Genomic DNA, 11,136 nt, shown 5'->3' with positions numbered 1-11,136 from the left:
GCGAACCGCTGCACGGCATCCGCCCCGGTCCGGGCCGCCTGCTCGTGGCCGGGGCGGGTGCGTGTGCCGATCACCCCGGTCGACGGATCGAGCGTCACCTCGGCAAGCAACTCGCCGGTGCTCGGCTCGCATACCGCCCACGAGTACAGGGTTTCCGAATCCCACTGCGCGGCAAGCTGTTGCACGTATCCGGTGCGGTGCTCGCCGAGGTCGGCCAGGGCGGGGCGGTCGTCGACGCGGTCATCGGCACGCAGTGCGCGCAGGTACCAGGCGCCGGCGTTGATCTCGACGGGCTCCACCCCGTCAGCTTCCCATGAAACGGGACCGGTCCCGCCCGTGGCTTGCGCCTCGAGCGGGACCGTCTCCACCCCTCAGCTATCCCGGAGTGCCCGTGTATGGAGCAAACGTATAACACGACGGGGTCGCGTGACAGGGGTTTTGGGGTACCAGCAGTCTGCTCGCGATGAGTTGTCGGGTCCGGGCAGGTCGTAGCTGGTGACGAAAGGGACAGCAGTGGTAATCGAGCATCTTCTGGCCGTGGTGGCCGTATCCGATCTGCCGACCAGCCGTGAGTGGTACAGCTCATTGTTCGGCCGGCACCCCGACAACGAGCCCATGCCGACGCTGGCCGAATGGCAGGTGGTGCCCGGGGGCTGGGTGCAGGTGTTTCGCGACCCGGACCGCGCCGGGTCGAGCCTGCTCAACGTGGCCGTCGACGACCTCGACGCCCGCATCGCCGACCTGCGGCAGCGGGGGCTGAACCCCGAGGCGGTCGTCGAGGCGAACAAGGGCGTGCGGTTGTCGACAGTGACCGATCCCGACGGCAACCTGATCCGGTTGATCGGCGGCTTCCGCGTCGAGTACTGATGTCGTCGGTACGGTAGCGCGCGAGGCCACGACGCACCGGAGGACAGATGAGAGTACTGATCACAGGCGGCACCGGGTTCGTCGGCGCGTGGACGGCCAAGGCCGTGCAGGACAGCGGTCGTGACGTGAGGTTCCTGGTGCGCAGCGCCGAGCGATTGGTCGCCAGCGCAGGCAGCATCGGCGTCGACGTCGGCGACCACGTGCTCGGCGACATCGCCGACGCCGATTCCGTCGACCGGGCCCTGGAGGGATGCGACGCGGTCATCCATTGCGCGGCAATGGTTTCCACCGACCCCAGCCGTGCCGACGAGATGCTGCACACCAACCTCGAGGGGGCCCGCTACGTGCTCGGGGGAGCGGCCGCCAAGGGGCTGGACCCGATCGTCCACGTGTCGAGCTTCACCGCGCTGTTCCGTCCCGACCTCGACGTGCTGCACGCCGATCTGCCGGTGGTGGGCGGCAACGACGGCTACGGCAGGTCCAAGGCCGTCGTCGAGGCGTACGCGCGCGGCCTGCAGGACGGCGGCGCGCCCGTCGACATCACCTATCCCGGCATGGTGCTCGGACCTCCGGCGGGTGAACAGTTCGGCGAGGCGGCCGAGGGGGTGGAGGCGGCCTACAAGATGCACAGTGTGCCGGGCCGCAGCGCCGCCTGGATCGTCGTCGACGTCCGTGACCTCGCCGATCTGCACGTCGCGCTGCTGGAACCGGGCAAGGGGCCGCGGCGCTACATGGCCGGTGGCCGCCGGATCCCGGTCGACGAACTGGCGTCGCTGATCGGCACCGCCGCCGACCGGTCGCTGGCGGTCATCCCGGTGCCCGACACCGCACTGCGCGGCGTCGGCGCCCTGTTCGACACGATCGGTTCATACCTGCCGTTCGAGACGCCGATCAACTCCGCGGCGATGCAGTACTACACCCAGATGCCGGAGTCCGACGACACCCCCAGCGTGCACGAACTGGGCGTCACGCAGCGCGATCCGGCCGAAACCATCGCCGACACCGTCGACGGGTTGCGGCGGGTCGGCCGGATCTGACCTACTCGCTGCTCTTGATCTCGCAGAGGACCGTGCCCTGGGTGGTCGCCGCGCCGGGCTCGACGGCCAGGCCGGTGATCACGCCGTCCTTGTGGGCGGTGACGGGGTTCTCCATCTTCATGGCCTCGAGCACCACGACCAGGTCGCCCGCGGCAACGGTCTGACCCTCTTCGACGGCCACCTTGACGACGGTGCCCTGCATCGGGGCGGTCACCGAGTCGCCGGATGCAGCCGACGCGCCGCCGCCACCACGCTTGCGCGACTTGGGCTTCTTCCGGATCGCACCGTGCGACGGTGCACCGCCGCCGCCACCGAGAGCCAGGTCGCCGGGCAGGGACACCTCGAGGCGACGCCCGCCGACCTCGACCACGACGGTCTGCCGGGGGATGGTGTCCTCTTCCTCGATCGGATCGCCACCGGTGAAGGGCTCGACCTTGTTGTCCCACTCGGTCTCGATCCAGCGGGTGTGCACGTCGAACTTGGTGCCGTCGCCGATGAACGCGGGGTCGGCGGTCACGGCGCGGTGGAACGGGATGACGGTGGCGAGGCCCTCGACGTTGAACTCGGCCAGCGCACGGCGCGAGCGGGCCAAGGCCTCGTCGCGGGTGGCGCCGGTGACGATCAGCTTGGCCAGCATCGAGTCGAACTGCCCGCCGATCACCGAACCGCTCTCGACGCCCGAGTCCATGCGGACCCCGGGGCCCGTCGGCGGCTCGAACTTGCTGACCGGGCCGGGTGCGGGCAGGAAGCCGCGGCCGGCGTCCTCGCCGTTGATCCGGAACTCGAACGAGTGCCCACGCGGCGTCGGATCCTCGGCGATGTCGAGTGCTTCGCCGTTGGCGATCTTGAACTGCTGCAGCACGAGGTCGAGCCCGGAGGTCTCCTCGGTGACCGGGTGCTCGACCTGCAGGCGGGTGTTGACCTCAAGGAAGCTGATCAGGCCGTCCTGGCCGACCAGGTACTCGACGGTGCCGGCGCCGTAGTAGCCGGCCTCTTTGCAGATGCGCTTGGCGGACTCGTGGATCTCCTTGCGCTGCGCGTCGGTCAGGAACGGCGCGGGCGCCTCCTCGACCAGCTTCTGGAAGCGGCGCTGCAGCGAGCAGTCCCGGGTGCCTGCGACGATGACATTGCCGTGCTGGTCGGCGATGACCTGGGCTTCGACGTGGCGCGGCTTGTCGAGGTAACGCTCGACGAAGCACTCGCCGCGGCCGAAGGCGGCGACGGCCTCGCGGGTGGCCGAGTCGAACAGTTCGGGGATCTCCTCGATGGTGCGGGCGACCTTCATGCCGCGGCCACCGCCACCGAAGGCGGCCTTGATGGCGATCGGGACGCCGTGCTCCTGGGCGAACGCGACGATCTCGTCGGCGTCCTTGACCGGTTCGGCGGTGCCGGGCACCAGCGGCGCTTCCGCACGGGCGGCGATGTGGCGGGCGGTGACCTTGTCGCCGAGGTCGCGGATGGACTGTGGGCTGGGGCCGATCCAGATCAGCCCGGCGTCGATGACGGCCTGGGCGAACTCGGCGTTCTCGCTGAGGAAGCCGTAGCCGGGGTGGATCGCGTTGGCGCCGGACTTCGCGGCGGCGTCCAGCAGCTTCTCGAACACCAGGTAGGACTCCGCCGAGGTCTGACCGCCGAGGGCGAACGCCTCGTCGGCGAGCCGGACGTGGGGTGCGTCGGCGTCGGGTTCGGCGTAGACCGCCACGCTCGTGAGGCCGGCATCCTTGGCTGCTCGAATCACCCGGACCGCGATCTCCCCGCGATTGGCAACGAGCACCTTGGAGATCTTCGAGCTGGCGTGACTGGCCACTGCGCCTCCTGATGGCATGTTTCTCTAAGAACGTTTTTAAGAATGTATCCCGGGAAGTTTAAGCGTCCCACCTGACTCCCCGGCGAGCCGGTCCCTTACCCGTCGGTAACCCCGGTCGCCGTCCGATGGTGATCTCGGCGGAGGTGTTCGTCGAGGGTGGTCAGCCCGCGCAGGATTTCCCGGTCGGGCTGGGGGCTGGTCTCCGAACAGGCGATGATGACGCCGACGATGGCGCCCGCCAGGACCCGACGTTCGGATCCGTCGGTCGGCGCGTCGCGGCGCGTCACGAGGGCGTCGGCGATCAAATCGACCAGCCGCGCGTACGAGGTGTACAGCACGGCGCGGGCGTCCGGAGCGGTCGAGATGACGCTGCGCGTCTGCATCCCGGCGTCGCGCTGACTGTCGGTCAGCGAGCGATATGCCGTCTTGAGGCCGTGTCGGTATGCGGCTACCGGTGACAGGCTCGCAGGCGCGCCGACGAAGCCCTCGATGATCATGTCGGTCATATCCTCATCGAGGAGTACATGTCGCTTGCAGGCGAAGTAGTGGAAGAAGGTCTGAGCCGACACCCCGGCGGCGTCGGCGATCTGCTCGACCGTGGTGTCGGCGTAGCCCCGTTCGGTGAACAGTCTCAGCGCCGTGTGCCGTACGGCCGACCGGGTCCTGGCCTTGTTCCGTTCCCGACGGCCCCGCAGTTCGTCCCCGCCCATGGGTCCATTCTTCGCGACATGGTGCCGTTGGTCAGCGGAACCGCAGTTTGGTCTCGAGGACATCGAGTGCGCTGAGGGTCTCGACCTCGGGCAAGGGGGTGTTGTCGGAACTGGCGATGAGGACTCCGACGATCGCTCCGGCGATCACGCGCCGCTCCAGGACGTCGGCGGGGTCGCCGCCCCGCGAACCCAGCGCTTTGGTGACCAGATGGATCAGCCTGACGTACTCGGTGTAGAGCAGTCCGCGCGCCTCTGGGATTGCGTACAGCATCTGCTGGCCTGCGATGGCGTCCTGTCGTTGTTCCGGCGTCAGCGCGCCCGCCACCTTCTGCACGGCATACCGGTACGCGGCGACAGGCGCCATCCCGGGAGGGGCGCGCACGAACGCTTCGACGATCGGCGTTGTCAGGTCATCCGAGAGCAGGACGGCTTCCTTGACGCTGAAATAGCGGTAGAACGTCCGCGGCGAGACGTCGGCCGCCGCGGCGATCTGGTCCACCGTCGTGTCGCGGAACCCCTGCGCGTCGAACAGTCGGAACGCCTCGCGGCGGATGGCCAGCCGGGTGCGGGCCTTCTTGCGTTCCCGCAGACCTGGAGAGAGATCCGACGCGGGCATTCGACAAGTCTGGCTCACCTGGTCGCTGTACGGACGCGATGCGCCGAACTGAGATGCGGCGCAGAGCTCGTCGATGGTGAGTGAGCCATACATGCACGGTGGCTGCCGGTGCGTGTGACACTTCTCGAAATGACCGCGCGCGCACGTCCGCCGACAGCTTTCCCGACACCGCTGGAACGGGTCGGCGGATTTTCCTACCGCACCGATTCTGACCAGTGGGAATGGTCGGACGCGGTGGCTCGGATGCATGGATACGAGCCCGGCACCGTCACCCCGACAACCGACTTGATCCTGATGCACAAGCACGATGAGGACCGACTTGCCGTCGCCGAAATCGTCGAGCGGGTGCGGCAGGGCGCCGCTCCGTTCAGCAGCCGACACCGGATCGTCGACATCGCCGGTCACACTCATCACGTGGTGGTCGTCGGCCAGCATGTCCACGATGAGGACGGCCAGGTGATCGGGACGACGGGCTTCTACATCGACATCAGCGAGGTGCTCGAAGCCGACGTGCAGCAGACGGTCAACGAGGTGGTGGCCACCATCGAGCTGCATCGGGCGGTGATCAACCAAGCGATCGGCGTCATCATGTGGACGTACGGAGTGTCAGCGGAGCGGGCGTTCGACGTGCTTGCATGGCGTTCGAAGGACACCAATACGAAGCTGCGTGAACTGGCCAGGCAATTCCTTGACGACATCAAACTAGTGCCACCCGGGGAAAACGCAAGAGCAAAGGTTGATCACTTGCTGCTGACCGCGCATAGGCGAACTGACCTCTTTCACGGGTGACATCGCCATAAACTGGGCTACCGGGAATCGAGGGTGAAGGCCTTCCGTCGATCGACCCGAGAACGGAGGCGCCATGTTGCCCTCGACAGGCCCGACGGACACTCGTGACGATCAGTTGGTCGGTGCGTCGGACAGCGAGAGTCAACGTCTGGCCGCCCTGGAGTCGTTCGGAATCTTCGACACACCTCCGGAGAAGGCATTCGACGATCTGACGTCACTGGCGGCTCACATCTGCGGGGTGCCGATGTCGCTGGTGAGTCTGGTCGATGCCGAACGGCAGTGGTTCAAGGCGCGACACGGCGTCGACAGCCCCCAGACGTCTCGGGAACTGTCCTTCTGCGCGCATGCGCTACGGAGTCCGGAAGTGCTCGAGATCCAGGATATGACGCAAGATTTGCGGTTCGCGGATCACCCGATGGTGATCGGCGACCCGCGTTTGCGGTTCTACGCCGGAGCGCCGTTGATCACCGCGGACGGTCACGCACTCGGAGCGCTGTGTGTCCTCGACGTCAAACCCGGGGTGCTGACCGCACTGCAGCGACAGCATCTGCAGATTCTGGCTGACCAGGTGATGAGCAATCTGGAACTGCGGCGCCAGGCGCGACTGTTCGCGGTTGAGGTCAGCGCCCGGGTGGATGCGGGTGCCGCGTATCGCCGCCAACAGCGGATGCTCGATGGCGTGCTGCGGCACACCGATGTCCTCATCTACGCCAAAGACGTTGACGGGCGGTTCGTGACGGCCAATCCGGCGGTCGAGCGGGCGACGCGCATCGAAGGCGGATTGATCGGTCGCACCGATCACGACTTCTTCGACGCAGCGCTCGCGGACGACTACCGGCGAAACGACCGACAGATCATGGCGACCCGGGAGCCGCAGGTGTTCAGTGAATACCTCGATCATGCCGACGGATCGGTGCACACGTTCCGGTCGACCAAGTTCCCGCTGATCGACGATAGCGGAGCGGTGTTCGGGATCGGCGGAGTCTCCACCGACGTCACGGAACTTGCCAGGGCGCGGACGGCGCACGCGCGAGCCGAGGCGCGGTGGCGTGCCCTCGTAGAGCAATCACCGGTGGCAGTGATCGTTGTCGACGCGAACGGGACGATCAGCTACGCGAATCCTGAAGCCGTCACTTTGTGCGGCGCGGTCACGGCCGATGAACTCCAATCGCTCCCCGCGCTTGGGCTGGTAACCGATGGGGCGCGGACCGACGCTCACGCGATGCTCGACGAGATCCTCGCCGGCGGGTCGGCGCTTCGTTCTCGGCGAGGTATTCTCTGCCGTCTCGACGGCACCGAGATCCCGGTCGACTTCAGCGCCACGGTCGCCCATCACTCGGGTATGCAGAGCGTCCAGATCGAAATGCATGATGTGTCCGCAGTCGTCGCGACCGAAGCGGCTCTGAAACAGTCCGCCACCACCGATGCGCTGACCGGTCTGCTCAACAGGAGCGCCTGGGACGCGCGGGTCGAATCGTTGGTCGCCGAGACAAGACAGCGCGATGTTCCCGTGACAGTCGCGGTGATCGATCTCGACAACTTCAAGGCCTACAACGACACGCGGGGCCATACCGCCGGCGACTCGCTGCTGCGAGACTTCGCGAACGTCGCTGGAGCGTCACTGCGGTGCGGCGATATCTTCGGCCGCTGGGGAGGCGAGGAGTTCCTCGTCGCCCTGCCGGACACTACGCTGGGGCAGGCCGAACCGATTCTCAATGGAATTCGATGTGGCATGCCGGCCTCGCAAACCTGCTCGATTGGTTACACCAGCGTGAGACTGGCTGAAACGTTGTTGGACAGCGTGATTCGGGCCGACAAAGCGCTCTATGAGGCCAAGAGCCGCGGACGGAATCAGCTGTCGTATTTGTGAGCGTCCGCCGCGCGTGACGACCGTAGGGCTGCGCAGGGGTGAGGGCAGGATTCAGCGCAGGCCGCCGCGGATGCCGTTGTGCCAGCCGCCGGTGAAATCGTTTGCGCGGGTGCCACGCGGCCTGGTGGGCACGGCCTTCATGGATTCCTTCACCTCGCCGTGGGCGTGCACGTCGCCGATGTCGGTGCCGCGCACCTCGCCCCACGTCGCGTCATGCCGGACGCCACCCGATGTGGTCGAGGAGGACTGGCGGCTGCTCACCCGGGGGTCGGCGCCGAACTCGGTGACGTCGGCTTGGGCGGTTCCGGCGCTGACGCCGATGAAGACGGCTGATGCGGCGACGGCGATCGCACCGATCCCGCCGAGTTTGGTCACCGCACGGGTGGTGGTCGTGGCCATTTCTGGAAGTCTCCTGAATAGTCGCTGGCAGAATGCTGTTGATCACCTGGTTGCCCAGCACCATAACAAGCGACATCCGACCTGTCTGGACTCCCGTCGAAAAACCAAGATCGTGAACAACTTTCGACGGTCGAGCCGCGCCTACTGCAGGCGGCGCTTGATCCGCGAAAGCATCGCTGACATGCCACGCAGCCGCAGCGGGCTGATCAGCGCCGCCAGACCCAGGTCGCTGTAGAAGTCGTCGGGCACTGCGAGGATGTCCGTGGCGGACTGCCCGTCGAGGCCGGTAGCCAGGATCGAGGCGAAGCCGCGGGTGGTCGGGGCCTCGGCGGGTGCGCTGAAGAACAGCCGCACGTGGGCGCGGTCCGCGGCGTCGACATGCAGAAACAGCGGCGACTGGCATTCGGGCACGGGTTCCATCGCCGCCTCTTCGAGGTCGGCGGGCAGATCGGGGAGGTCGTTGGCGAATTCCAGCAGCATGGCCAGCTTGTCCTGGCCTTCGACCTCTCGGAAGTCGGAGACCACCTCGGCCAACGGGGCCGGCAGGGTCACGGAGCCGAACCCGGGTCTTCCCCGACGGCGACGGGCACCCGCACGGCGTTGCCCCACTCGGTCCAGGAGCCGTCGTAGTTGCGCACGTTGGGCATCCCGAGCAGATGGGTCAGCACGAACCAGGTGTGGCTGGAGCGCTCGCCGATGCGGCAGTACACGACGGTGTCCGGGGTGGCGCCGTCGGCGGACAGGTAGCCGTAGAGGTCGTCGAGTTCGGCGCGACTGCGGAACTTGCCGTTGTCCAGCGCGGCCTTGGCCCACGGGATCGACTTGGCGGTCGGGATGTGGCCGCCGCGCAGCGCGCCCTCTTCGGGGTAGTCGGGCATGTGGGTGCGCTCGCCGGTGTACTCCTGCGGGGAGCGCACGTCGATCAGCGGCTGAGAGCCCAGGACCGACAGCACGTCCTCCTTGAATGCCCGGATCGGGGCGTCGTTGCGCTCGACGACGGGGTAGCCCTCGGTCTGCTTGGACGGCACGTCGAGGTTGGTGTCGCGGCCGTCGGAGATCCACAGGTTGCGGCCGCCGTCGAGCAGGCGCACGTCGGGGTGGCCGAACAGCGTGAACACCCACAGCGCGTAGGCCGCCCACCAGTTGCTCTTGTCGCCGTAGATGACGACGGTGTCGTCGCGCGAGATGCCCTTGCGGTTCATCAGGTCGGCGAACTGCTCGCCGGTGATGTAGTCACGCACGTGGGCGTCGTTGAGGTCGGTATGCCAGTCGATCTTGACCGCACCGGGGATGTGGCCGGTGTCGTAGAGCAGCACGTCTTCGTCGGATTCGACGATGGCCAGGCCCGGCCGGCCCAGGTTTCCGGAGAGCCAGTCGGCGGTGACCAGGCGTTCGGGGTGGGCATAGGACTGCAGGGTGGGGCTGGGATCAGCAGGTAGCGGCACGCGGCCAGCCTACCGTCAGCCCTGTTGGCGGCCGAACCTCCGGAGCCGCCGAAATTTTTTCCTCGGACACGTTTCATCTTCGACGCTGTGGGTACGCGGATCGGGCGCAGCCGATCTTGACGAACGGTCCGCTTTGCGTTCGACGATGTTCGCGGAGAGGCCCCGACCTGAGGAGCTCCCGATGAGCACGCTCGAAAACTCCGCCACATCCGAACCCGCCGATGCGCCACCCGGCGTACTGAAGAAGGCCATCGCGGCCTCGGCCTCGGCGGTGTCGCCCGGGAAGATCGCCGCGGAGATGTAGGTGGCGTAGAGGCCGTAGTCGAACCATTCGGTGGCGTTGCCGATGGCCTGCCGACGGCCGAGCTTGTCGCCGAGCGGGCCCCACACGAACCCGCCCAGCGGACGCACCAGGAAGGACACCGCGAAGGTCATCAGCGCGAACAGGGTGGCCAGCGCCACCTTCTGCGTCGGCCTGGTCCCGACCTACGACGCGATCGGGTTCTGGGCGCCCGTTCTGATGATTCTGTTGCGCATGATCCAGGGCTTCTCCACCGGCGGCGAGTACGGCGGAGCGGCGACGTTCATGGCCGAGTACGCACCGCCTCGGCGCCGCGGTTTCCTGGGCAGCTTCCTCGAGTTCGGCACGCTGGCAGGCTTTTCCGCGGGCGCGCTGATGATGCTCGGGTTCTCGCTGGTGCTCGGCGACGACGCGATGAGTTCCTGGGGTTGGCGGGTGCCGTTCCTGGTCGCGGCTCCCCTCGGACTGATCGGGATCTACCTGAGGATGAAGCTCGAGGACACCCCGGTGTTCAAGGAACTGGAGGACCAGGGCAAGGAGGAGGAGAGTGTGGGGGCGGCGTTCAAAGACCTGATCACCCGCTACTGGGCGCCGATCCTGAAGCTGGGCGGCCTGGTCGTGGCCCTCAACGTCGTCAACTACACGCTGCTGAGCTACATGCCCACCTACCTGGAGCAGGCGATCGGGCTGTCCACCGACATGTCGCTGGTGGTGCCCATCATCGGCATGCTCGCCATGATGGTTTTTGTGCCGTTCGCGGGGCACCTGTCCGACCGGGTCGGCCGCAAGCCGCTGTGGTGGGTGTCGCTGGGCGGGCTGTTCATCGCCGTGATCCCGATGTTCATGCTGATGTCGACCGGCGTCGTGGGCGCGATCATCGGCTTCGCGGTGCTGGGACTGCTCTATGTGCCTCAGCTCGCGACCATCTCGGCGATGTTCCCGGCGATGTTCCCGACCCAGGTGCGTTTTGCGGGCTTCGCGATCGCCTACAACGTGTCGACGTCGATCTTCGGTGGCACCGCGCCGGCGCTCAACGAGTGGCTGGTCGGTGAGACCGGCAACAACCTGTGGCCGGCGTTCTACATGATGGCCGCGGTGGCCGTCGGCGCCATCGCCCTCAGCAGGGTTCCGGAGACCACCCGCTGCCCGATCAACGGCACCGAGATTCCCGGAACAGCCGAAGCGCCACCGATGCTGGAGTACGCGGGCAGTCGGTCGTGACGGTCAGCCGGAGACGACCGCGCTGACCGCGTCGGCCCAGATCCCGACCGCCTCGTCGACCTGGTCGGCGTCGA

12 protein-coding genes and 1 pseudogene are annotated in these 11,136 nt (G+C 67.1%); 5 read left to right on the top strand and 8 right to left on the bottom strand.

Annotation, left to right across the window (positions count from 1 at the left end; translation table 11 throughout):
• On the bottom strand, positions 1-299 hold a 299-nt coding region (locus WA965_RS28375; RefSeq protein ID WP_526448268.1), incomplete at its 3' end, for a hypothetical protein.
• A gap of 214 nt (positions 300-513) precedes the next feature.
• Here WA965_RS28375 and WA965_RS28370 point away from each other — a divergent pair.
• On the top strand, positions 514-867 hold the full coding sequence (locus tag WA965_RS28370) for a VOC family protein (RefSeq protein WP_526295302.1): 354 nt from the start codon (positions 514-516) through the stop codon (positions 865-867).
• Positions 868-914: 47 nt separating this feature from the next.
• Entirely contained in the window at positions 915-1,904 is a 990-nt protein-coding gene (locus WA965_RS28365) for an NAD-dependent epimerase/dehydratase family protein (RefSeq protein ID WP_526295296.1), read from the top strand.
• 1 nt (position 1,905) lies between these two features.
• On the opposite strand, the gene WA965_RS28360 is transcribed toward WA965_RS28365, so the two are convergent.
• From WA965_RS28360 to WA965_RS28350, 3 genes are all read right to left on the bottom strand, one after another.
• A complete protein-coding gene (locus WA965_RS28360; RefSeq protein ID WP_526295294.1) occupies positions 1,906-3,711 on the bottom strand; it encodes an acetyl/propionyl/methylcrotonyl-CoA carboxylase subunit alpha in 1,806 nt (601 codons plus the stop codon).
• 95 nt (positions 3,712-3,806) lie between these two features.
• On the bottom strand, positions 3,807-4,421 hold the full coding sequence (locus WA965_RS28355; RefSeq protein ID WP_526295293.1) for a TetR/AcrR family transcriptional regulator: 615 nt from the start codon (positions 4,419-4,421) through the stop codon (positions 3,807-3,809).
• Between the two features lie 31 nt (positions 4,422-4,452).
• A complete protein-coding gene (locus tag WA965_RS28350) occupies positions 4,453-5,037 on the bottom strand; it encodes a TetR/AcrR family transcriptional regulator (RefSeq protein ID WP_526295291.1) in 585 nt (194 codons plus the stop codon).
• A 129-nt stretch (positions 5,038-5,166) separates the two neighbouring features.
• Here WA965_RS28350 and WA965_RS28345 point away from each other — a divergent pair, with 129 nt between their 5' ends.
• Both WA965_RS28345 and WA965_RS28340 read left to right on the top strand, forming a co-directional pair.
• Positions 5,167-5,826 carry an ANTAR domain-containing protein gene (locus WA965_RS28345; protein WP_526295289.1) on the top strand — a complete coding sequence of 220 codons (660 nt, stop codon included), beginning with the start codon at positions 5,167-5,169 and terminating at the stop codon, positions 5,824-5,826.
• Positions 5,827-5,899: 73 nt separating this feature from the next.
• Entirely contained in the window at positions 5,900-7,696 is a 1,797-nt protein-coding gene (locus WA965_RS28340) for a sensor domain-containing diguanylate cyclase (protein WP_526295287.1), read from the top strand.
• A gap of 51 nt (positions 7,697-7,747) precedes the next feature.
• Here the strand turns inward: WA965_RS28340 and WA965_RS28335 are convergent, their stop codons facing one another.
• The 4 genes and pseudogenes from WA965_RS28335 to WA965_RS28320 all read right to left on the bottom strand — a co-directional run.
• Positions 7,748-8,095, bottom strand: coding sequence for a hypothetical protein (locus WA965_RS28335; RefSeq protein ID WP_526295285.1), 348 nt, complete (start codon positions 8,093-8,095; stop codon positions 7,748-7,750).
• Positions 8,096-8,236: 141 nt separating this feature from the next.
• Positions 8,237-8,647: a SufE family protein gene (locus WA965_RS28330; protein WP_526295283.1), complete on the bottom strand. Its 411-nt coding sequence runs from the start codon at positions 8,645-8,647 to the stop codon at positions 8,237-8,239.
• Complete coding sequence (locus WA965_RS28325) at positions 8,644-9,540, bottom strand: sulfurtransferase (protein WP_526295281.1); 897 nt, start codon at positions 9,538-9,540, stop codon at positions 8,644-8,646. The genes WA965_RS28330 and WA965_RS28325 overlap by 4 nt, the downstream gene beginning before the upstream one ends.
• A gap of 282 nt (positions 9,541-9,822) precedes the next feature.
• A pseudogene (locus WA965_RS28320) lies at positions 9,823-9,993 on the bottom strand (MFS transporter); the annotation flags it as partial.
• Here WA965_RS28320 and WA965_RS28315 point away from each other — a divergent pair.
• The gene (locus tag WA965_RS28315) at positions 9,989-11,062 is read left to right on the top strand and encodes an MFS transporter (protein ID WP_526295279.1); all 1,074 of its coding nucleotides are present in this window, start codon (positions 9,989-9,991) and stop codon (positions 11,060-11,062) included. The pseudogene WA965_RS28320 and the gene WA965_RS28315 overlap by 5 nt on opposite strands.
• Positions 11,063-11,136 lie beyond the last annotated feature (74 nt).

The organism is Mycobacterium sp., from assembly GCF_049683935.1.
Classification (GTDB): domain Bacteria; phylum Actinomycetota; class Actinomycetes; order Mycobacteriales; family Mycobacteriaceae; genus Mycobacterium.
The sequence above is the reverse complement of the archived record's forward strand: the minus strand, read 5'-3'. Positions and strand labels throughout refer to the sequence as shown.

Excerpts from the sequence above, each read along its gene's own strand:
- WA965_RS28340 (WP_526295287.1), top strand. The coding sequence starts at position 5,900 with ATGTTGCCCTCGACAGGCCCGACGGACACTCGTGACGATCAGTTGGTC.
- WA965_RS28345 (WP_526295289.1), top strand. The coding sequence starts at position 5,167 with ATGACCGCGCGCGCACGTCCGCCGACAGCTTTCCCGACACCGCTGGAA.
- WA965_RS28350 (WP_526295291.1), bottom strand. The coding sequence starts at position 5,037 with ATGCCCGCGTCGGATCTCTCTCCAGGTCTGCGGGAACGCAAGAAGGCC.
- WA965_RS28355 (WP_526295293.1), bottom strand. The coding sequence starts at position 4,421 with ATGGGCGGGGACGAACTGCGGGGCCGTCGGGAACGGAACAAGGCCAGG.
- WA965_RS28335 (WP_526295285.1), bottom strand. The coding sequence starts at position 8,095 with ATGGCCACGACCACCACCCGTGCGGTGACCAAACTCGGCGGGATCGGT.
- WA965_RS28365 (WP_526295296.1), top strand. The coding sequence starts at position 915 with ATGAGAGTACTGATCACAGGCGGCACCGGGTTCGTCGGCGCGTGGACG.